This window comes from Caballeronia sp. LP006, assembly GCF_031450995.1.
Taxonomy (GTDB): Bacteria; Pseudomonadota; Gammaproteobacteria; order Burkholderiales; family Burkholderiaceae; genus Caballeronia.
The window spans coordinates 595,435-616,543 of record NZ_JARTVW010000002.1 but is presented as its reverse complement, the minus strand read 5'-3'; the positions used below and the strand labels follow the sequence as shown (position 1 = coordinate 616,543).

22 protein-coding genes and 1 pseudogene are annotated in these 21,109 nt (G+C 61.5%); 5 read left to right on the top strand and 18 right to left on the bottom strand.

Annotated features, from left to right (window positions below; all coding sequences use genetic code 11):
- Positions 1 to 10 precede the first annotated feature (10 nt).
- Genes P9250_RS03500 through P9250_RS03480 form a run of 5 tightly spaced genes read right to left on the bottom strand, consistent with a single transcriptional unit; the run spans position 11 to position 5,318 of the window.
- Positions 11 to 1,378, bottom strand: coding sequence for an LLM class flavin-dependent oxidoreductase (locus P9250_RS03500; RefSeq protein WP_310391113.1), 1,368 nt, complete (start codon positions 1,376 to 1,378; stop codon positions 11 to 13).
- On the bottom strand, positions 1,375 to 2,454 hold the full coding sequence (locus P9250_RS03495; RefSeq protein ID WP_310391112.1) for an ABC transporter substrate-binding protein: 1,080 nt from the start codon (positions 2,452 to 2,454) through the stop codon (positions 1,375 to 1,377). The genes P9250_RS03500 and P9250_RS03495 overlap by 4 nt, the downstream gene beginning before the upstream one ends.
- A gap of 31 nt (positions 2,455 to 2,485) precedes the next feature.
- Positions 2,486 to 3,340: an ABC transporter permease gene (locus P9250_RS03490; protein WP_310391110.1), complete on the bottom strand. Its 855-nt coding sequence runs from the start codon at positions 3,338 to 3,340 to the stop codon at positions 2,486 to 2,488.
- Positions 3,337 to 4,242 (bottom strand): ABC transporter permease, encoded by a 906-nt coding sequence (locus tag P9250_RS03485; RefSeq protein ID WP_310391107.1) that lies wholly within the window; start codon positions 4,240 to 4,242, stop codon positions 3,337 to 3,339. Before P9250_RS03485 ends, P9250_RS03490 begins: the two co-directional genes overlap by 4 nt.
- The gene (locus P9250_RS03480) at positions 4,239 to 5,318 is read right to left on the bottom strand and encodes an ABC transporter ATP-binding protein (RefSeq protein ID WP_250511381.1); all 1,080 of its coding nucleotides are present in this window, start codon (positions 5,316 to 5,318) and stop codon (positions 4,239 to 4,241) included. Before P9250_RS03480 ends, P9250_RS03485 begins: the two co-directional genes overlap by 4 nt.
- A gap of 225 nt (positions 5,319 to 5,543) precedes the next feature.
- Between P9250_RS03480 and P9250_RS03475 the strand changes: the two genes are divergently transcribed.
- The gene (locus P9250_RS03475; protein ID WP_310391106.1) at positions 5,544 to 6,425 is read left to right on the top strand and encodes a prolyl oligopeptidase family serine peptidase; all 882 of its coding nucleotides are present in this window, start codon (positions 5,544 to 5,546) and stop codon (positions 6,423 to 6,425) included.
- Position 6,426: 1 nt separating this feature from the next.
- Here P9250_RS03475 and P9250_RS03470 read toward each other — a convergent pair.
- Positions 6,427 to 7,116 (bottom strand): annotated as a pseudogene (locus P9250_RS03470) (GNAT family N-acetyltransferase); the annotation flags it as partial.
- 150 nt (positions 7,117 to 7,266) lie between these two features.
- Here P9250_RS03470 and P9250_RS03465 point away from each other — a divergent pair.
- From P9250_RS03465 to P9250_RS03455, 3 genes are all read left to right on the top strand, one after another.
- Positions 7,267 to 7,446 (top strand): CsbD family protein, encoded by a 180-nt coding sequence (locus tag P9250_RS03465; RefSeq protein ID WP_244831087.1) that lies wholly within the window; start codon positions 7,267 to 7,269, stop codon positions 7,444 to 7,446.
- A gap of 155 nt (positions 7,447 to 7,601) precedes the next feature.
- Positions 7,602 to 8,069 (top strand): zinc-finger-containing protein, encoded by a 468-nt coding sequence (locus tag P9250_RS03460; protein WP_250527125.1) that lies wholly within the window; start codon positions 7,602 to 7,604, stop codon positions 8,067 to 8,069.
- 42 nt (positions 8,070 to 8,111) lie between these two features.
- Complete coding sequence (locus tag P9250_RS03455) at positions 8,112 to 8,582, top strand: hypothetical protein (RefSeq protein WP_250467796.1); 471 nt, start codon at positions 8,112 to 8,114, stop codon at positions 8,580 to 8,582.
- 2 nt (positions 8,583 to 8,584) lie between these two features.
- On the opposite strand, the gene P9250_RS03450 is transcribed toward P9250_RS03455, so the two are convergent.
- The 5 genes from P9250_RS03450 to P9250_RS03430 all read right to left on the bottom strand — a co-directional run bounded on the left by P9250_RS03450 (position 8,585) and on the right by P9250_RS03430 (position 14,075).
- The gene (locus tag P9250_RS03450) at positions 8,585 to 9,832 is read right to left on the bottom strand and encodes an enolase C-terminal domain-like protein (protein ID WP_310391103.1); all 1,248 of its coding nucleotides are present in this window, start codon (positions 9,830 to 9,832) and stop codon (positions 8,585 to 8,587) included.
- A 4-nt stretch (positions 9,833 to 9,836) separates the two neighbouring features.
- The gene (locus P9250_RS03445; protein WP_244831083.1) at positions 9,837 to 11,144 is read right to left on the bottom strand and encodes an MFS transporter; all 1,308 of its coding nucleotides are present in this window, start codon (positions 11,142 to 11,144) and stop codon (positions 9,837 to 9,839) included.
- A 27-nt stretch (positions 11,145 to 11,171) separates the two neighbouring features.
- Positions 11,172 to 11,939 (bottom strand): SDR family oxidoreductase, encoded by a 768-nt coding sequence (locus P9250_RS03440; RefSeq protein ID WP_244831082.1) that lies wholly within the window; start codon positions 11,937 to 11,939, stop codon positions 11,172 to 11,174.
- A 37-nt stretch (positions 11,940 to 11,976) separates the two neighbouring features.
- Positions 11,977 to 12,696 carry a FadR/GntR family transcriptional regulator gene (locus tag P9250_RS03435; RefSeq protein WP_244831081.1) on the bottom strand — a complete coding sequence of 240 codons (720 nt, stop codon included), beginning with the start codon at positions 12,694 to 12,696 and terminating at the stop codon, positions 11,977 to 11,979.
- 878 nt (positions 12,697 to 13,574) lie between these two features.
- Positions 13,575 to 14,075, bottom strand: coding sequence for a hypothetical protein (locus P9250_RS03430; protein WP_310391100.1), 501 nt, complete (start codon positions 14,073 to 14,075; stop codon positions 13,575 to 13,577).
- 4 nt (positions 14,076 to 14,079) lie between these two features.
- Between P9250_RS03430 and P9250_RS03425 the strand changes: the two genes are divergently transcribed.
- Positions 14,080 to 15,006: a glycosyl hydrolase gene (locus P9250_RS03425; RefSeq protein ID WP_250467793.1), complete on the top strand. Its 927-nt coding sequence runs from the start codon at positions 14,080 to 14,082 to the stop codon at positions 15,004 to 15,006.
- A gap of 15 nt (positions 15,007 to 15,021) precedes the next feature.
- On the opposite strand, the gene P9250_RS03420 is transcribed toward P9250_RS03425, so the two are convergent.
- The 7 genes from P9250_RS03420 to P9250_RS03390 form a co-directional block, all read right to left on the bottom strand.
- Complete coding sequence (locus P9250_RS03420) at positions 15,022 to 15,786, bottom strand: SDR family oxidoreductase (protein WP_309964564.1); 765 nt, start codon at positions 15,784 to 15,786, stop codon at positions 15,022 to 15,024.
- A gap of 17 nt (positions 15,787 to 15,803) precedes the next feature.
- Positions 15,804 to 16,445, bottom strand: a complete 642-nt coding sequence (locus P9250_RS03415; protein ID WP_244831078.1) for an ANTAR domain-containing response regulator — start codon at positions 16,443 to 16,445, stop codon at positions 15,804 to 15,806.
- A gap of 1 nt (position 16,446) precedes the next feature.
- Positions 16,447 to 17,601 (bottom strand): transporter substrate-binding domain-containing protein, encoded by a 1,155-nt coding sequence (locus tag P9250_RS03410; RefSeq protein WP_244831077.1) that lies wholly within the window; start codon positions 17,599 to 17,601, stop codon positions 16,447 to 16,449.
- Between the two features lie 74 nt (positions 17,602 to 17,675).
- A complete protein-coding gene (locus P9250_RS03405; protein WP_250467791.1) occupies positions 17,676 to 18,662 on the bottom strand; it encodes an acetamidase/formamidase family protein in 987 nt (328 codons plus the stop codon).
- Positions 18,663 to 18,675: 13 nt separating this feature from the next.
- Positions 18,676 to 19,383, bottom strand: coding sequence for an ABC transporter ATP-binding protein (locus P9250_RS03400; RefSeq protein WP_244831075.1), 708 nt, complete (start codon positions 19,381 to 19,383; stop codon positions 18,676 to 18,678).
- Positions 19,380 to 20,090, bottom strand: a complete 711-nt coding sequence (locus tag P9250_RS03395) for an ABC transporter ATP-binding protein (protein WP_250493837.1) — start codon at positions 20,088 to 20,090, stop codon at positions 19,380 to 19,382. Before P9250_RS03395 ends, P9250_RS03400 begins: the two co-directional genes overlap by 4 nt.
- Positions 20,087 to 21,067: a branched-chain amino acid ABC transporter permease gene (locus P9250_RS03390; protein WP_309965394.1), complete on the bottom strand. Its 981-nt coding sequence runs from the start codon at positions 21,065 to 21,067 to the stop codon at positions 20,087 to 20,089. The genes P9250_RS03395 and P9250_RS03390 overlap by 4 nt, the downstream gene beginning before the upstream one ends.
- Between the last annotated feature and the right edge of the window lie 42 nt (positions 21,068 to 21,109).

Genomic DNA, 21,109 nt, shown 5'->3' with positions numbered 1-21,109 from the left:
GTCGGCTGGCTCAAAGGTCGCGATATTGCGCGCCCGGATGCGTCGCTCGCAGATGAGGTCCGCGCCCGGCAAAGAGCTTCTCGCGCAGCGTGCCCTCGGCATACTCGGTGCGATAACGCCCGCGATTCTGCAGTTCCGGCACGACGAGATCCACGAACGCATGCAGGCTTTCGGGCATCACGAGACGCCGCAGATTGAAGCCATCGACGCCGGTTTCATCTATCCATGCAATCAATTGATCCGCCACCTCGCGCGGATCGCCGACGATGAACGGCCCGCGTCCGCCGATCTGATCGAAGCGGCTCATGTCGCGCGGCGTGATGGGCCGGCCTGCACGCTTCGTGAGATTCTCGACGGTCGACTGCAGCGCGTTGCTCTTCACATAGCGAATCGGTTCGTCCAGATCCAGTTCCCCGAAGTCGATGCCGGTCCAGCCCGACACCAGCGCAAGTTGTCCCAACGTATCGACGTATTCGGCATACTCGGCCTGCAATTCGCGCGCTTCCTTCGACGTGCGCGCAACCACGACGGTCGCGCCAAGATAGAGCAGCACATCGTCGGCAGCGCGGCCTGCATCGACTGCATGCTGGCGGATGTCGCGCGCCGCCGCCGCGACGATGGCAGGCGTCTGTCCTTCGAGAAACACGCATTCCGCATGCTTGCCCGCGAACGCCTTGCCGCGTCCCGACGCACCGGCCTGATACAACACTGGCGTGCGCTGCGGCGAAGGCTCGGTGAGATTGAAGCCATCGACACGGTAATACGGGCCTTCATGCTTCACGCGCCGCACGCGCGACGGGTCGGTATAAGGATGTCCCGCACGCTTGTCGCGCACCGCCGCGCCTTCGGCCCAGCTTCCTTCCCACAGCTTGTAGACGGCTTCGAGGAAGTCCTCGCCGGCCGCGTATCGCTCGTCGTGCTCGCGCGCTTTCGCGAGACCCATGCCACGCGCCGCGCTTTCCAGATAGCCCGTCACGACGTTCCAGCCCGCACGGCCGCTCGTCAGATGATCGAGCGTGGAAAAGCGCCGCGCGAACTGATACGGATGCTCGTAGGTGAGGTTCGCCGTCACGCCGAAGCCGATGTGCTTCGTCGCATAAGCCATGGCGGGCACGGTCAGCAACGGATCGTGCGAGGGCGCTTGCGCAGCCGCGAAGAGCGTGGCGTCGGTGCCGCCGCCGTAGACATCGTAGATGCCGAAGACATCGGCGAGAAACACGCCGTCGAAGAGACCGCGCTCGGCCGTCTGCGCGAGTTCTACCCAGTAGCCGAGCGTGTTGTGTTCGAGCGAGCGGTCGCGCGGATGCCGCCAGAAGCCCGCCCACGAATGCGCGGGTGCGTTCATGTGGAACGCGTTGAAGTGGATGTGCTGGGTCATTTTCTGGAGACGATGGTCCGGTTCCACGAGTCCTGCGCGCGATCGAACGCGCCCCAGAACTTGTTCCAGTCCGGGTGATAGAGCGCCTGGGCTTGCTCCGGCTTGTAGATGAGCTTGGCCGCGAGTTGCGGGTCGGCTTCGATCACGGGCGCAAGCAGGCGGTTGGTCGGGCCGTAGTAGAAGTCCGTTGCGTTGCCGAGCTGATAAAGCGCGCCGTAGATCTCGTTCAGGAACTGCGCCGCGAGTTCGGGATGCGGCGTGCCCTTGACGATATCCGCCGTCGATGCGAACGCGATGGAGCCTTCCGTCGGACGCACCGCGCGCGCGGGCTTGTAGGCATCCTGAAGCGCGTAGGCACGGCCATCGGCAATGACGGTAAGCCAGATATCGCCGGACTTGATGAGTTGCTCCGCCTGTTGCGAGGTCTGCCAGAACGTGCGCGCATTGATCTTCGCAATCTCCGCAACGGCCTTGTCGAGATTGCCTTCATCGCCGCCATTCAGACGCGACGTTTCGATCAGCAGCGCGCGGCCCGCGCCATTGGCGAGATCGGGCAACGCAACGTGACCCGCGAGCTTCGGGTTCCACAAGTCCTTCCACGATGACGGCGCGGGAATGCCTGCTTGCTGAAACTTGTCCGCGTTGTAGACGAAGATCGCCGAGACGAAATCGAAGTCAGGCGCATAGCCCTGCGCGTTCTTCGCGAGATCGAGCGCGAAATTCACGTTCGGCACTTTCGCCGGATCGAGCTTTTGCAGCACGCCTGCCTTGATGGCTTGCGCGCGCACGTCGCCGTCGAGCAACACGACGTCATAGGGCACGTTGCGGCCGTTCGCGGCGACGAGCTTGGCGACGTGATCGATCGACGCGCCATCGATGAATTGCACCTTCACGCCCGTTTTATTGGTGAAGATGTCGCCCGCGTATTTGATCTGCGTCTGCGTGGATTTGCCGCCCCACGACGACACGCGCAGCACGATGTCTTTGGGGTCTGCGCTCTGCGCATGCGTGAGCCCGGCAACGAGGGATGCGGTCAGTGCGAAGAGCCCGAGCGCGAGCCTGGCGATAACTTTCAAGAATGGCCTCGTGAGGAAAGAAGGAGAAGGCTCAACGCCGCGAGAAGAGACGTTCGAGACGGAAGAAACGATTGAGCAGCAACGCGAGCGCGGCCCAGAACGCAATGATCAGCGTGGACAGCGCGGTGACCGCGTTATCGAACTCCACTTCCATCGCGTTGAAGAGCTTGACGGGCAAGGTCGGACGGCTCGGGTCGCCCACGAACCATGCGACCACCACGTCGTCGAACGAAAGCACGAAGGCGAACAGCATTCCCGCGATCACGCCGGGCAAAACGAGTGGCACGGTCACGCGCCAAAACACTTGCCAAGGCGTGGCGCCAAGGTTCTGCGCGGCTTCATCGAGCGCATTGTCGTAGTGCGCGAAGCTCGCGACCACCGAGCGCACGACGAGCGGCAAGGTGAACACGGCCTGCATCAGCACGATGGCCGCGCTCGTTCCGTTGAGTCCGATGTCGTGCCAGTCGGCGGCGAGCATGAAGAACTTGAAGCCCGCCACCGCAATGACGATAGTCGGCACGCCCAGCGGCGCAACGCATAGCGCATTCACGATGCCGCGCCCCGCATAACGTCCGCGCACGATCGACAACGAAAGCGGCACACCGACAAGCGTGGCGAGCGCGGTCGTCGCCGTGCCCAGCGCGACGCTGTAGCGCAGCGCAGCGTAGTAGTCCGGCGAGATCGAGCGATACCAGTGGAGCGTCCAGTCGCTCGGCGGAAACGCGAGCGCGCCGCTCTTCGAAAACGAAGCACTGACGATGCCGATAAACGGCAGCAGCAAAAACACGGGCACCGCGAAGGTCGCGATACGCAGCAGCCATTTCAACGCGCTCGATGCGGCATCGCGATGCCAGACGACGGCCGACGTACTCGCTTGGGTACTCATGTCCGCGCTCCGCTCATGCGCACGGCAAGCAGCATCGATGCGAGCGCGGCGATCATCGTCAGGATGGCGGCGGTCGAGCCGACCGTGTAGTTCAGCACGCCGTGCATCTGCTGATCGATGTAGAGCGCCATGAACATCACCCGATGCCCGCCGAGAATGCCCGGCGTGACGAGCGCGCTGATCGCGGCCATGAAGACCATCGACGCGCCCGCCGCCAGTCCCGGCCGGCACAGCGGCAAGACCACGCGCACGAACGCCAGAAAAGGCGTCGCGCCGAGATTGATGGCGGCTTCCTCGAGCGCGGGATCGATCTTGCGGATGGCGCTCGTCAGCATCAGCACCATGAAGGGAAACTCCACATGCACCATGCCGATGAGCGCGCCGGTGTAGTTGAAGATCCACTGCACGGGTTCCTTCACCAGACCGGAACCCAGCAAGAGCGTATTGAGCATGCCGTGTTCGGTGAGCACCGGAATCCAGCCGAGATTGCGGATCACGGCACTGATGAGCAACGGCAACACCGTCACGAACAAAAGCGGCGTGCGCCAGCGCGAACGCGTGCGCGCAAGGTAATAGCTGAACGGAAAGCCAAACACCGCGCAGATGATCGCCGTCAATGCGCCGAAGACGAGCGTGTCGAACAGGATCTGGAGGTAGTACGCATCGGAGAGAAAGCGCGCATAGTTGGAAAGCGTCCATGTGTCGTCGACACGGCCCATCGAGCCGCCGCCGTGCAGCGACAAGATCAGCAGATAGCCAATAGGCGCGACGAAGAACACGCCAAGAAACGCCAGTCCGGGCAAGGCGAGCGCGCCGTAGGCGGCGCCCCTGCGCTTCGTCGCCGAAAGCGGGGAAGGCGTCGCGGCGAGATCGCCGCCTGTCAGCAAGGCATCGTTGCTCATGTGGCGGCCTCGTCGCGCAAGAGGACGGCATCGCCGTGGTGCCAGCCGAGCGTGACGGCATCGCCAGCGGCGGGTGCCGCGCGGCCCGACGTGCGCACGATGAGCGGCTCGCTTGCCTGCGTGCGGACTTCGAGATACCAGCCGTCGCCCGCATACGTGGCGAGTTCCACGCGGCCCTGCACGCGGTTCGGCAAACCCGTGCCGATCTGAATGCGCTCCGGCCGCAACGCGAGCAACAGCGGTTCGCCGGGCGCGGGCGCTGCGCCGCCGGCGAGATCGACATCGAATGGTTCGGCCGTCTGGCGGCTTTGCACGCGCAAGCGGCCATCGGCGCCGAGCGCGCCTGCCGTCACCGTGACGAGATTGATCTTGCCGATGAAACTCGCGACGTAGCGATCCACCGGCCGGTCGTACAGTTCCTGCGGCGAGCCGATCTGACTGATACCGCCCTGCCGCATCACGACGATGCGATCCGAAAGACTCAGCGCCTCGCTCTGATCGTGCGTGACGAAGATGGTCGTGATGCCCACTTCGCGCTGAATGCGCTTGATCTCCGCCTGCAATTCCTCGCGCAGTTTCTGATCGAGCGCGCCGAGCGGTTCGTCGAGCAACAGCACGCGCGGATTGATGACGAGCGCTCGTGCCAGCGCGACACGCTGCTTCTGCCCGCCCGATAGCTGGTCCGGGTAACGATCCGCATAACCCGAAAGGCGCACGCGGTCGAGCGCTTCGGTGGCGCGCCGTTTGATCTCCTTGCCCGGCAGCTTGCGCACGCGTAGACCGAAGGCGAGATTCTGCGCGACCGTCAGATGCGGAAACAGCGCGTACTGTTGAAACACCATGCCCGTATTGCGCCGATGAGCCGGAACCTGCGTCACATCCTCGCCGCCGATATGGACCGAGCCCGCATCCGGCGTGACGAAGCCCGCGACCATGCGGAGACACGTCGTCTTGCCGCATCCGCTCGGGCCGAGCAAGGTGAGGAATTCGCCGTCGCGCACGGAAAGCGAGACCGCATCGACGACCGGTGCGCCGTCGTAGCGCTTGATGACGCTATGCAATTGAACCGTTGCCATGGACGCTCTGAGATGCAGCGCGTGGCCGCGCCGGTTGGATGGAACGAGCACTGGAGAGACGCGTCGTCGCAGAGCAAAAAGAATAAGAGCCGGCATTCCGAGGCCAAACCAATTTTCCTGGCTTAGAAAAGTGGCGGCGCGGTGATAAAGGAATGCACCGATGGGTGATTAACTAAGGAGACGATCTGATACATTGCGCATCACCCAGACGCTCGAACTCCGCTCATGCGCCTTTCAGCCCTTGTGTTTGCCGCGCTTGCCGCCGTCTCCGTCGCGCGCGCGGACGAACCCGAAAGCCTCGCCGCCGATTTGCATGAAACCGTCGTGCAGGTTCCGATGATCGAGAAACGCTTGTTCGGCGACTCGCGCCGTGAGCTGGTCGCGACGCTCTATCAGCCGGATGGCGCGGGGCCGTTTCCGCTCATCGTGCTGAGTCACGGCAGTCCGCCCGATCCGCTCAATCGCGTGAAGACCGGGCGTTATCGGCTGATTCCGCAGATTCGTACTTTCGTGGAGATGGGTTTCGCCGTGATCGTGCCGATTCGCCGAGGCTATGGCGCGACGGGCGGCACGTATGCCGAGAGCACCGGCAAGTGCGCCAATGCCGACTACGAAGCATCCGGCAATGCAGCCGCACAGGACATTCTCGCGACCATCGCGTATGCGAAGACCCAGCCGCAAGTGGACGGCAACCGGATCGTGCTGGCGGGGCAATCTGCGGGCGGGTTTTCTTCGCTGGCGGCGGCGAGCTTCGATCCGCCCGGCGTGATAGCGGTGCTCAACTTCTCGGGCGGACGCGGCGGCGATCCGGCGAGGCATCCAACCGTGCCGTGCGCCCCGGACAACATGCTAAGAGCGATCACGCACTTCGCGGGCACCGTGCGCGTGCCGGTGCTTTGGCACTATGTCGAGAACGATCAGTACTTCGGCCCGGACTACACGCGAAGCTGGTTCAACGCATTCCAGCAAGCAGGCGGCAAAGGTCAGTTCGTGATGGAGCCGCACTACGGTGAAAACGGTCACGGAATGTTCGCGTCCCGCGCGGCCATTCCGATCTGGCTGCCTTACGTGCGCAATTTTCTCGCGCCTGTCATTCAGATGCGTTGACTCTCAAGCCCGCAAGCGATGCGCGTTGCTTGCCGTCGGCGTCGAAGTTGTCGTCGGCGAGCCAGCGTTCGAATGCGGCGCGCACCGTGGGCCAGTCTTTATCGATGATCGAATACCACGCGGTATCGCGGTTACGCCCCTTGTACACGATAGCTTGCCTGAAGATGCCTTCGAACTCGAAGCCGAGTCGCAGCGCCGTCTTGCGCGATGGCGCGTTCAGGCTGTCGCATTTCCATTCGTAGCGCCGGTATTGCAGGGCTTCGAACACGTAGCGCATCAGCAGATACTGCGCTTCGGTCGAGATGCGCGTTTGCTTGAGCAGCGGCGAAAACGTCACGCTGCCCACTTCGATCACGCCATGAACCGGCTCGATGCGCATCAGCGCGAACGTCCCGACTGCCTTGCCGCTGGATTTATCGATGACGGCGTAGTGCATCGGATCGGCCGATGCCGCCGCTTGTGTCAAATACGTGCGGAACGCCGCAAACTCCTTGAACGGACCGGTGAACAGATAGGTCCAGTCGCTCGGCTCGCTGTACGCGTGGAAAAGATCCTGCGCATGTGCGTCGACATCGAGCGGCACGATCTTGCAGTGCGTGCCTTCGATGACGATTCGCGCGGGGCGCTCGCGCGTTTTCCAGTCGGTCACGGCATCGCCGATAGCTTGTTGGTACTCGTTGGTTCTTGCCATACGCCGAAAGTCTCCTCTTTCAGTTTGAATTTGCAGTGTAGTGTGGCACGAACGAAAAACGACCGATCGTTCGCAGGGCAGGCCCGTGTTTTGCGATATGGATATTCGTGGAGGCAAACCGTCCCACGCAACCATTCAAGGAGGTTCACCATGAACAAGGATCAAGTTAAGGGTACCGCCGAAAAGGTGAAGGGCAAGGCGAATGAGGCGGTCGGCAAGATGACTGGCGACACCGCCCAGCAAGTGAAGGGTCAGGTCCAGCAAGGCGCCGGCGAAGCTCGCAAGCAATACGGCGACGTCAAGGAAGAAGTGAAGAAGGACCAGCGCTAAGTCGCTAAATGCCTCCAGGAGTGAGCCTTGAGCCGCTCCCTGCAAGTCGAGGTTTGATGCCGGCACGAGAGCTTCGCGCTCACTTGCCGGCATCGTTTCATTTCGCAGTTTGCGTTTGATATATTGGCCGCTTCCGTCCCTCGACTTATTCAACAATGCGAGTCGGCCGCCCGGTCAAACCTCTGCCTCATCCCGATTGCGACTATTGCGGCGCGCCCGCGACGCTTGTTCGCTCGGACGATGAAATCTACCCGTATCGCGACGATCACGGCCCGCTCTGGGTCTGTGCGCCTTGTCAGGCGTGGATCGGTGTTTTCCCGCGCAGCACGCGCCAGGTTCCGCTCGGGCGTCTGGCCGATGCCGCTTTACGCGATCTGAAGACAAAACTACACGCTGCCCTCGAACCGCTCGCCCAGGCAAAAGTGCGCCGCGACGCGTGCAATATTTTCGAAGCCCGCGCAAAGGGCCTGAAGTGGCTCGCGCAGCAAATCGGCGCCGATACGGTAAAACCGTCCATCCACTCGCTGGACGCGGCGCAGTGCGAGCGCGCCATTGCGATCCTCGAAGAATTTGCACGCACACGCCAAAACAACCCTTCAGAAAACGCGTGGGACGAACGTTAACGAGAGAAGTCAACCACGACGGCGCTTCTTTCGCTTATACGCATGTCACGCACCCTTCCTTTTCAGCGTTCGCCGCAGGCTTCGCGCGCGCGGCTGTCCAAAGCGCAACTGCTGCCGATTCCTCGCTCGGTAGCCAACGAACTCGCGTTGCAAGTGCATCTGTCATTGCAAGCGCTGCGTGCCGGCGCCACCGACATCGCACCCGCCCAGCAGATCACCGAAGCGATGCTGCTCGCGCGCTTCCTGTCCGAAGCGGGTCACGGCGACTTCTCCCACGACGCGCTGATGGCCGCGGACCGCATCATGGCCGAAGTATTCGATGGCGGCCGCGAATCCGGCACGTGGACCCTCGCGCCGGAAGCATTCGAGCAGATCGCGGCAATCGTCTCCTTATACGATCATCAGTTGCAGCGCGCCACGCTCGCCGCCCTGACGACGGCAAGCGAGCGCCTCGACCGCTTCAAGGCTGGCGAAGCGTATCAACCGATGCAGCAACGCCGCGCCTTAAGTTAGCTTCAAGGCGTTTGCAGGCTGCCGTCCATGAGGCGCGTTTGCGTCCATACGGTAACGTCGGCCTCGCAGGGATATTTCGCGGCTTCCTTCTCGTCGATATGGACGCCCAAGCCTGGCTTGTCGTTCGCATGAACGTAGCCGTCGCGAAACTCCGGCAGGCCGGGGAACACATCGAGCAAGGCGGCACGCGGCCCTTTCAGATTCTGGATCACGAAGTTGGGCGGTTCCGTGCCCGACCATTCCTGCACGCCAAAATTACGCGACGCCAGATCGATATGAATATTCGCCGCATGCGCGAGCGGCGACATATCGCCTGGACCGTGCCATGCCGTGCGCACGCCGAACTGCTCCGCGAAAATCTGCAGCTTGCGTCCCGCCGTGATGCCGCCTATCTGACTCAGATGCACGCGCACGAAATCGATCAACCGTTCAGTGATCAGAAAACGCCATTCATAAGGGTTGTTGAACAACTCGCCTTGCGCGAGCGGCGTCGTGGTCTTCGCGCGTAGTTGGCGCATCCATTCGCCTTCTTCCAGCGCGATCGCATCTTCGAGAAAGAAAAGTTCATACGGTTCCAGCTCGCGTGCGAAGCGAATCGCTTCCACTGGCTTCAGGCGCTCGTGCACGTCGTGGCACAGCGCGACATCGAAACCGATCTTGCTGCGAATTCCATCGAAAAGCTTCAGCGTATCGCGAATATATTTGCGGCTGTCGAGATAGATGCCATCGGGCGCGCCGCGCGGTGCGCTCTGCGGTGCCTTGCCAAAACCACCACCGCCATAACCACCGCTTTGACAGCGAATATGCGTGATGCCCTGCTCGCGATATCGCTGAATGTTCTCGCAGAGTTCGTTGAGATCGCGACCATCCGCATGACGATAGATCGGCACGCCTTCGCGCACCTTGCCACCGAAAAGCTGATAGAGCGGCATGTTCGCGAGCTTGCCCTTGATGTCCCACAAGGCCATGTCGATGCCGGAGATCGCGTTGTTCTCTATCGGCCCGTTACGCCAGTAAGCGTTTTGATGCATGAGCTGCCATTGCTCTTCGATAGCTTGCGCATCGCGCCCGATGAGCAGCGGCCGCAAGTACTCTTCGATCAGACATTTGACCGCGAGATGCCGGTAGGCGAAGGTCGCGCAGCCGAGCCCATGGAGACCGTCCTGATTCGTCTCGACCTTCACGACGAGCAGATTGATGCCTTCCGGCGCGGTCAGTATGACTTTGACATCGGTGATGAGGATGGCCATGACGTTACTTCGCAAGAACGGAAGGCGTGGACTTGCCCGCGCCTCCCTTGGGCGTGGAACGTTCACCGGTGGTGGCGGGCACGAGCATCATCAGCACGACCGAAGCGAAGAGCGCCGCAGCCATGAACACATACGATGCGGACGGACTGCCCGTCGCGCCATTCAGATAGCCGACGACCCACGAACCGCAGAACGCGCCGAGTGCGCCGCATGCATTGATGAGTCCGATCGCCCCGCCAAGCACGTTGCTCGGAATGAGTTCCGGCACGAGCGCGAAGAACGGTCCGTAGGGCGCGTACATGGTGCCGCCCGCGATCACGAGCAAGCCGAACGAGAGCCAGAAGTTGGAGCTGCCGACGAGATAGGAGCCGACGAACGCGATCGTTCCGATAAGCAGCAGCGGCCACACGAAGAGCTTGCGATTACGCGTCTTGTCGGAGAGCCACGATGCCAGCAGCATCAGGATGATGGCCGCGAGATAAGGCACCGCCGCGAGCCAGCCGACCGACACGATGTCGATGGTCGAAGCCGCCTTCAGGATGGACGGCAGCCACATGATGAAGCCGTACACGCCGATACTCCACAGCGCATGGATGGCGCAGCACTTGAGCACGATGGACGACCGAAACGCCGACTTGTAATCGCGCACGGGTGCGATGTGCGCCTGTTCCGAGACGAGACGCGCTTGCAGTTCGGCCTTCTCGGCGTCGCTCATCCAGGTGACTTCGGAGGGACGGTCCTTCACCGTGAACCACCACACCACGGCCCATGCAATAGCCGGCACGCCTTCGATGATGAACATCTCGCGCCAGCCGAAGCTCTTCACGAGATAGCCCGAAACCACCGACATCCACAGCACCGTCACGGGGTTGCCGAGAATGAGGAACGTGTTTGCGCGCGAGCGTTCGGTGCGCGTGAACCAGCGGCTGATGTACATGAGCATGGAAGGCATCACCGCCGCCTCGACGATGCCGAGCACGAAGCGCAGCACCATCAGCATCGGGATATTGCTCACCATGCCCGTCAACGCGGCGCACACGCCCCAGAGCACGAGGCTGATGAAGATGAGTTTCTTGACGCTGTTCTTTTGCGCGTAGATCGCGCCGGGCACTTGAAACAAGCAGTATCCGAGAAAGAACAGCGAGCCGATGAGCGACGACGTCGCATGCGTGATGCCGAGATCGCGGTCGATGCCCGCCGCAGCCGCGAAGCCGTAATTCGCGCGATCCAGATACGCAAGACTGTATGTGATGAAGATGATGGGCATGAGATACCACCATCTTTGCGGTGCCACCGTTTTGACGCTATCCATGTTGTCTCCAAGATTCATGGTGATACTTCAAAGCACGGCGAGCCAACCGCCATCGACATAAATGATCTGGCCGTTCACATAGCTCGATGCAGGCGACGCGAGATACACCGCCGTGCCGACGAGTTCCTCGGGCTTGCCCCAGCGTTGCGACGGATTGCTTGCCTTGACCCATGCGTCGAACTGCACGTTATCGACGAGCGCCTGATTCATGTCGGTGAGGATGTAGCCAGGGCCGATGGCGTTCGCCTGAATATCGAACGCGGCCCATTCGGCGCTCATGGCGCGCGTGAGCATCTTCACGCCGCCCTTGGCCGCTGTATAAGGCGCGACGGTGGCGCGCGCGCCTTCGCTCGTCAGCGACCCGATGTTGATGACCTTGCCACCCTTGCCGCGCGCGATCATGCGCCGCGCCGCTTCCTTCGCGACGATGAACGCGCTCGTGAGATTGGTGTCGATCACGCGTTGCCAGTCCGCGAGCGCGAGTTCGACGAGCGGCTTGCGAAACTGGATGCCCGCGTTATTCACGAGGATATCGACCTCGACGCCTTCGGCGTCCCACGCCTCGAAGGCGGCGGCGACCGCGGTTTCATCGGTGACATCGAATGCACGGCCTTGCGCCGTGGCGCCCCGTTCGCGCAGACGGCGCACGGCTTCATCGACGGTGTCGGCCCGCGTGCCGTTCACGATGATGCCCGCGCCCGCTTGCGCCAGGCCTTCCGCCAGCGCAAAGCCGATGCCGCGCGCCGATCCCGTTACGAGCGCGGTGCGGCCGCTCAAGTCGAACAACTGTGTCATGCGTAAGTCCTCGGTTGAATCGTTTCGCGTTGCAGGTTCAAAGCGGCTTGTCGTTGAGCGTGCGCGTCATCGCGGCGCGATCGTCGAAGTCCTTCTCCGCCCGCTCGATGAGCGTAAGCACCGCGCGCTCGGCGGCGGCGGTATCGCCCTGTTCGATTGCGACGCAGAGCGCTTCGTGCATCGGCAACGAACGCGCGGGACCGCCCGCGATCTCCGAGCTCAGTTCGAAACTCGTGCGCAGGATGGCCGACAGCGCGTTCTGCATCTGCTGGATGAACTGGTTATGGCAAGCGGTGAGAATCGCGCCGTGAAAAGCAAGGTCGGCGGGAACGTATTCGCCCTGGCCCGCGACAGCCCGCTCCATTGCCTTGAATGCGCGTCGAATGTCCTTGCGGTCCTGCGCGGTCGCCCGTTTCGCGGCGAGCTTCGCGGCATTCGGTTCAATGATGAGCCGCAACTCCATCAGGTCCTGAATGAGCGCGTCGTCGATTGCGCCTGCGCGTGCGCGCCACGTGATGACATCGGGATCGAAAAGCTGCCACTGTGCGCGCGGCAGCACGATGGTGCCGTGGCGACGGCGCACCTGAAGCATGCCCTTCGCCGACAACGACTTCATCGTCTCGCGGATAGTGATGCGGCTCACCTGCATCTGCTCCGCGAGTTCGGTCTCGGCAGGCAGGATGTCGCCGGGCGCGAATTTGCCGGAGCAAATCTGCTCGCCCATCTCGTTGAGCACTTGACTATGCAAAGTCGGCATTTTTATGTCTCTAGATCATACGTATGATTTGGAAGGTAACAATCAAGTGGCCGTCAGAACAATGCGGGTTGTCCCTAGCATGGCGCCAGCGAAGGCCGGGGCGCCAGGATTCGGCGGTTAGTTGCGCAGCGTCGATCAGACGGCGGTATCTCGCTGGACTTGAGTGCCGCATATGCGCCGAACAGAAAGTCGAAAAGGCATCACCTTCACCGATTGAAAAGTGAGCACGCGCATTAAACTTTGTTCCGTGGTGCTGATCAACGCACCGCACGAAAGCGGACCCAGCGAGTGCTGAACACACGGCCTCACCTACCTACCTTGACCGAAGCGCAGCCAAGCAAGGTTCGCTTGAAGCAGTTGCAAACAGAAGTTGTCTGAAACCAACGCGTCATCTTTATCGCAACAAAGCGCAGCACGTTTTCCCGCTGTAGCCGTAATGCAGGCCTGAGCGCAATGGTCAGGAAGTGAGCAATGAGCAAGTGCAACGACGAAACCCCGTTCGGCCGATGGCCCAGCGGGGTTTGGTTTTTTTGGAGTTTGAAACCGGCGTGATGGACTTCGTTGTCATCGTTCCCTGAATGCCTAAAGTTCGCCACTGCCGCGCCGATAACGTACTTGTTGCAGCGATGCTTATAGGACGATCGGTCGTTCTTGCAACATCGGTTCAAGCGACTTTTCAAGCTTTTCTCAAATGCGAGCTTCGAGGCAAACGATTGTCCGACGCTCGCCGCCCAGGGCCGCGCGTCGTTGAAGACGCAGGCTGACGTGATACCGCTTTAGTGGTCCAGCACCGATCTTCGTGTCGGACGGTTTCGTTCGTCCTCGATTTGAGTTTATACGGATGACTAACTTCCGTTGCGTCTGGTCCGTGCGGATGATCACGCCTTCTTTAAGGGATTCTGTATCGTTATGACGAACGCGCCTCTTTTCTCTGCAACCCGTTTTACCGCGCCAAGCGCGATCAAGCTTGCAGCAGCGGTCGCCGCGAGCCTCGTTCTCGCGGCATGTGGTGGCGGCGGTGGCGGTGGCGATGCAAAGGAAGCGTCGAGCACCTCGGCGGCAGGCACTAACTCGTCCGGCTCCACAGCGACGACTACAACCACGACCACGACCCAAAGCGGCGCTGCATCGGCTTCGGCCGCGACCACCACGACGACGACGGCATCCACGAGCGACACGACGTCGTCCGCGCATACGGTCAGCGGCAGCAACTCGACCAGCAGCAACGACACGACCGTCATCGCGCCCACGGCGCCCGCAGCGCCCATAACGCCTATAACGCCCGTAACGCCCGTAACGCCCATTGTCCCGCCCGTTGCAAACAACCCTCCGGCGTCATCAGGCTCACCCGCTTCCGGCACGATCGTCACGCCCGTCACACCCGTGACCGTGCACTCGATCTTCTATGGCGCGAACGGCCACAACAACGAAGGCGGCGCCTACGACATATCGAGCCCCGCGCTGCAACTCTCGCAGTTGCAGGATCTAGGCGTGAAGATGTATCGCAACGAAGTGTTCAGCGCGTATGGTGCGACCAAGCTCGCCGGCATCGCAACGACGATGGCCGCAGGCGGCGTGACCGTTTACCCCGTCATGCTGATGGACCTGAACTACAGCAGCGAAGCCGATGCCTATAACGCGGCCTTCACGCTCGGTCAGCAGACGGCGGCCGCAAATCGCTATCCGTACTATGAAGTCAGCAACGAGCTCGAAGCGCTATGCCTCACCGGAAACGTGGACGGCATCTATCCGCAGCACTACGACAACGCGAAGTTTCAGATTGCACGCGGCGTGATCCGCGGCATGATCGCGGGCGTGAAGTCCGTCGATACGGCGGGCAAGATCGTCATGGGCGGCGGCGCGTGGATGCACTACGGCTTCGATCAGATGCTCGCCAACGGCACGCAACCCGACGGCACCACGAATCACCCCATCGTCAGCTGGGACATCACCGCATGGCACTGGTATTCGGATCAGGGCGACATCGTGAACGCTTGCGGCGGCACCGGATGCCACAACGTGCTCGCGGCGCTCGCGCAGTTCAACAAGCCCATCTGGATCAACGAATTCGGTGTGCGCCCGAGCTATGGCACGGACACGCAAACCGCGAACTATCTGGTCGGCAACCTGATGATGGCGGAGTTCGTGCTGCTCGCGAGGCAATACAACATCCAGTCCATCCAGACTTACGAGCTGTATGACGACCCGGTGGGCGGCGAAGGTCCCTACGGCCTGATGCAGAACGACGGCAGGACCATCAAGCCGAAGTACACGGCGTTCAAGAACTTCGTCGCCGCGAACCCAATGTAAGGGCCGCTGTGCCGCTCAAAGCTGCACGCCGCGAGTGAGCGCGCCATCGACGACGAAGTTGGCGCCGCTCACGAAACTCGCCGCCGGACTCGCGATGAACGCAACGGCGTTCGCGATCTCCTGCGGCTTTGCCATACGTCCTGTCGGGTTCAACGCGAGCGCCTTGGCGAAGAGCTCGGGATCGTTATGCTCGATCCAGTCCCACACGCCGCCTTCGAAGTACACATTGCCGGGCGACACCGTGTTCGCGCGAATGCCCTTCGCGGCAAGCTGATTCGCAAGCCCCTGCATGTAGTGAACGAGCGCCGCCTTGAAAACACCATACGGTCCCGCCGCGAAATCGATCTCGCGTCCCGACACGCTGGAAATGGCCACGATAGATGCAGCCGCGCTCTTTTCGAGGTAGGGCATGGCGGAATCGACGAGATGAACTGTGCCGAGCAAGTCGGTCTCGAACTCCTTGCGCCACGATTCGATGTCGTTGCCGATGGCGAGCGCGCTCACATTGGCGACGATGATATCGATACCGCCCCAGTCCTCTCCAACGCTTTGCACCCAGGTCTCGAGCGCCGCGCCGTCGGCGACATCGACGGCTGCGCCCAGCGAACGCGCACCGCTCAGTTCCGCGAGCGCATCCGCCGTGCTTGCCACGCTTGCCGCATCGCGCGCACAGATGGCGACATCCGCGCCCTCCTTAGCCAGCGTCTGTGCAATGGCCAGGCCAATGCCCTTGGTCCCGCCCGTGACGATCGCTTTCAATCCCTTGAGTTGCAAGTCCATGTCCGTGGCTCCTGTGCCTAACTTTCCTCTCCGGGCGCGGCGCAGCGTTTGAGCTGCAGCACTTCGCCCGCTTGAATGACCGAGTGACAGATATCGTCGATAGTCACGCGCTTTTCCATCGCCTGCGCCCTGAGCATGTCGTAAGCCTGACTCTCGCTGATCTGATGCATGAGCATGAGGATGCTCTTCGCCTCGCTCAAATGCCGACTGTCGAGCAGCTTCTGTTCGAGCTTCGCAATACGCTGCGTATGTTGACGCGCGCGTCGTGCGTGATAGAGCGCCATGACGATGGCCGACAACAAGCCGGACGCGCGTATGGGCGTGGTGATGATGCCGTCCGATCCCATCTTGATGGCCTGATCGATAAACGTCGGGTTCTCGTAGCCGATGACGCAGATGAGCGGCGGCGCGTCGGGACCGAGCCATTCGTCCTGCGGCGCGCGTTCGTCGGGCCGCAACGCGCGAAACACGAGATCCACGTGATCGGGCAGCACATCCGTGGGCGGCCATACGCGTTCGACCTCGAAGCCAATGCGTCGCAAATGGCTCGTCAACGTGAGGCCGTCGTCATCGTCCGGATGCACGACGATCACGCGCGGACTGCGCTCCAGAATGGAGCCAGTCAAACTGCGCTGTCCTCTGTCGCCTCGCGTGCTCACGTCAGTAGTCCCGCAAGCTCAGCTTGGTCACCCAATCGCCGAGCGTCTGGTGCGTCATATAAGGATCGGGCGCGACCGCGATCTTCGACTCGCGCAACACGCTGAAGTGACCGTCTTCATTCGCACGGCCAATACGCGGATACAACGCCATATGATGATTCACCGGGTCGATACGCACGCGTCCCTGCGGTGCCGCATACTCCGCGCCGAGCAGATGCGGCATGATCGTGCCGATCTCGTCCGAGCCCGCGCGCGCGCAGGCTTCGGCGAACATGTGCATCTGATAGTACGCAGCCTCCCAGTTCATGTCGGTGGGTGTATCGGCGCCAAAGCGCGTCTGATGATGACGCACGGCGGCGTGATTCTCCGGCGTATCGATGCTTTGAAAATAAGGCGCGGCCGTGTAGTGTCCTTGTGCGATTCCTCGTTCCATTGCATGAATCTCGGTCTCGGACGTGTTGAGGCTGGCAATGGGCATCACTGCGGGATCGAGGCCGGCGCGCGCATAGGCTTCGTAGAGATACGGCACCGTGGCGCCGATCAGCGTGCAAAAAATCCAGTCGGGCGATTTGCGTTTGATGTCCGCGATGACTTCGGCGAACGGCTCGCGCGATACATCGAGCGGAAGATAACGTTCACCGAGAATCGCGCCTTCCGGATGCTGCAACAGCAACTCCTGCATCGTGCGGTTGCACTCATACGGATAGACATAGCGCGAGCCGACCATATACACACGCGCACCGAACGTCTCCGTCATGAAGTCGGCCAACTGCACGCCATTTTGATTCGGCGATGCCCCGCTATAAATGATGTTGTCCGAATACTCGAAGCCTTCATACTGCTGCGAATAAATGAGCAGACGATTGTGCTTCTCGACCACCGGCAACATGGCCTTGCGGCTCGTGGACGTGTAACCGCCGAAGATCACGTTCACGCCGTCTTTCATGATGAGCCATTCCGCCCGCTCTCTGAATGCCGCTGGGTCGGACGCGGGATCGTAATGAACCGCCACGAGTTCGCGCCCGCCAATGCCACCGCACGCGTTGATCTCGGCCATTGCAAGCGCGGCCCCGCGCCATTGCGAACGTTCGAGCAGTGCAGTCGCGCCGCTCGTGGAAGAAAGCAGGCCCACTTTGATGGGATCGGACAAAGCCATAGCGTGACACGCTCACCGGAAATGTACGGACGCGCAACGCGTGAACTCGAGCGTCGCACGCCTTTATTTGAGTGTTATTTCAGGTAGCGCTTCGCGACCATGGCGCCCACCGTGTATTTCGGATCGACGAAGTTGCCGAGCCGAACCTTGCCTACCTGACTCAGCATCATATATGCATCCCACTTGTCGAAGCCATATTCGGCGGCCATCCACAACACGAGCTCACGGTACGCAATGCGCGTGGCGTCTTCCAACGGACGCGCACTACCGATACTCATCAGCGCGTCTTCGTTTTCGAGTCGCGGCCAATCGATCTTCCAGCCCTTGATGAGATCGACGCGCACCGTCGTCGTGCTTCGATACTCCACCGCCGTGCCGCACACTTCGCCATCGCCCTGGCAGGCGTGTGCATCGCCGATAAAAAGCCGTCCGCCTGGCGAGCGCACCGGCAAGTAGGTGATGCTGCCTGGCCCCATGTCGGGCACATCCATGTTGCCGCCGTGCGAATCCGGCGTGAGCGAGTTGATGGAGTCGATCTCCGGCGAAAGACTCAAGGTGCCGATATGCGGCTTGTACGGCAACGTATTGCGCTTGCTCCAATAGACGTTCTCTTCGTCGATCTTGATCTTGCGCACGATCTCGGGCAGCGGCTCGTTGAGAAGCGCCGTGTAGTCCGTGCCCGTGAGGCCGCCGAAGTTGGGGATCATGCAGCAGAAGCCGTGCGGGTCGTCACCGCGCGGCGACATCTTTTCGATGTACACGGCCACCACGTCGCCCTTCTCCGCGCCTTCTATCATGACGGGTCCGTTCTGCGGATTGAGAAACGGCACGGTCAGCAGTTCGGATGGCTTGTCGGTCTCTTCCTTGATCTTGCCTTCGAAGGCATCGCGCGTTTCAACCACGATACGGTCGCCCGGCTTCACATGCAGCACCGGTTGCGAATAAGGACCGATGGTGTAGTGGAACGTCTGCTGCAACTCTTCCGTGAGATGGTGCTCAACCGGCTCGCGGCTCGCGCCGACGCCACGTTTCATCATGATCGAATCTTCAAGCCATTTCATGTCCGATGCTCCTTCACAGTGCCAGATACTGGCGAATCAGTTGTTCGTCTCCGAGTTGCGCCGGGCTCAGGGTATCGACTATGCGGCCCTTGTCCATCACGCAGCAGCGCGACGCAATGCGCTCCACCATGCCCATGTCCTGCTCGACCAGCAATACGCCGATACGCGCCTCCCGCGCAATCCGTTGAATGGTGTCGCCGATGAGCGTGACGATCGACGGTTGAATGCCCTCGGACGGCTCATCGAGCAACAACACCTTGGGCGCGCTGATCAACGCGCGCGCAATCGCCAGTTGCTGTTGTTCGCCGCCGCTCATGGTGCCCGCCTTTTGCCGGTAACGCGCCTTGAGAATCGGAAAGTACTCGACGACTTTTGCCTTCATTTCGGCAGCCTGCGCGCGATTGGCCTGTGCACCGACCTGCAGGTTCTCGGCCACGGTCAACATGCCGAATATCTCGCGCCCTTGCGGCACATAACCGATGCCTTGCTGCGCTCGCACGTAAGGCTTCGCATGCCCGAGCTCGACGCCATCGAGCGCAATGCTTCCCGCGCTCAACGGCACGAGTCCGATCAACGCGCGCATCAACGTGGTCTTGCCCACGCCGTTGCGGCCGATCATTGCGAGCACTTCGCCGCGTTCTATGCCGAAGGACACGCTATTCAACACGCGTCCGCCGCCATAGCCGCCTTCCACGCCCGATACCTCGAAGAAGGCGCTCATTGCTTCTTCCCCAGATAAACCTCGGCAACATCGTCGCGCGCGAGAATTTCATCGAGCGGACCATCGGCGAGAAGGCGTCCGCCGTGCAGCACGCTCACGCGCGTTGCGATCTGCTTCACGAAGGTCATGTCGTGTTCGACGACCATCATCGTGAGACCATCGTCGCGTAGTTGCTTGATGAGTTCGCCGGTCGCGTGCGTCTCTTCCACCGACATGCCGGCCACGGGTTCATCGAGAAAGAGTAGCTTCGGGCGCAGCGATACGGCCATCGCTATTTCAAGCCATTGCTTCTTGCCGTGCGAAAGATTGCGCGCCGGTACATGCTCTTCCTGCGCCAGCAAGAAGCGTTGCAAGAGTTCGTCGATGCTCTCGGGCCTGTCATCTTTCGCGCGATGCAGCGACAGTTGCAGATGCTGGCGCACGGTGAGGTCCGGGAACACGCCGGGTATCTGAAACTTGATGCTCATGCCCATGCGTATGCGCTCATGCGGCAACACATGGTTCATGTCGCGGCCGAGAAAATACACGCTGCCGTCCGATGGTTTATGTTCACCGGTAATGAGCTTGAAGAACGTGCTCTTGCCCGCGCCATTGGGACCGATCACGCAACGTATCTCGCCCGCATCGATCTGAAAGTCGATACCGTTGATCACATGCGCGCCGCCGAAGTGCTTCTTGAGCGCGCGCGTTTCGAGTAAGGCCGTCAAGATTTGCTCTCCTTGTGGGCATTGATTGCGCCATGCGAATGCGTCCGGTCGCGTTCGAAGAGTCGTCGCAGCAACTTCGCCGACGATGGCAGCAAGCCCTCAGGCGCCGCGAGCACGACGATCAGCAGAATCGCACCCATCAGAATGAGCGCGTACTGGCTGCCGTACACCGCGAGGTTCTGCGAGAGCCACACGAGGAATGCAGTGCCGATGATCGCGCCGCCGATGCTCTGCCTGCCCGCGGTTGCCACCCAGATGACGGGCATCGCGGCTGCGGTGAGTCCCATCGTCGATGGCGTGATATAGGACCCCCAGATCGTATAGAGCGCACCGGACAGGCCGCCGAGCGTGGAGCCGAATACGAAGATCATCCACTGATGCCGGCGGATATCCACGCCCAGCATTTCCGCGCGCTGCGGGTTCTCGCGGATCGCGACGAGCGTGAGTCCGAAGGTTCCGTCGAGCAGGCGTTTAGCGATCGCATACACGATCAGCAGCAATACCAGCACGAGGTAATAGAAGCTCGCGTTCTCCAGCGTGAGCGTGCCGCCGGGCCACGGAATGGTGAGCTGCGGCATGCCGCCCATGCCGTTGTAGCCGTTGAGCGGCGCCTGTCCGATGGTCCATTGCGGCCCCGCCGTCTGCGCCATGAACGTTTCGAGCACGAGCGTGACCGACAAGGTCACGATGCCGATGAACACACCCTTGATGCGCCCGTAGAAGATCATGTAGCCGATCAACGCGGCCACCACGACGCTCACCAGCAAGCCGACGATCACGCCGAGCCACGACTGATACCAGTAGTCGCCGAAGTTGAGCGTAAAAACGCCATACGTATAGCCCGAAAGCCCGAAGAACGCGGTCTGTCCGAACGAGAGAATGCCGCCGTGGCCCCACATCGCCGCAAGTCCGACCGCGCTGAAAGCCCACACGAGACAGTAGGCGAGATTACCGCTTGCGGTGGCGTCGATCACCATCGGCAAGCAAAATGCGACGAGCCACGGCAGACACTTCAATGC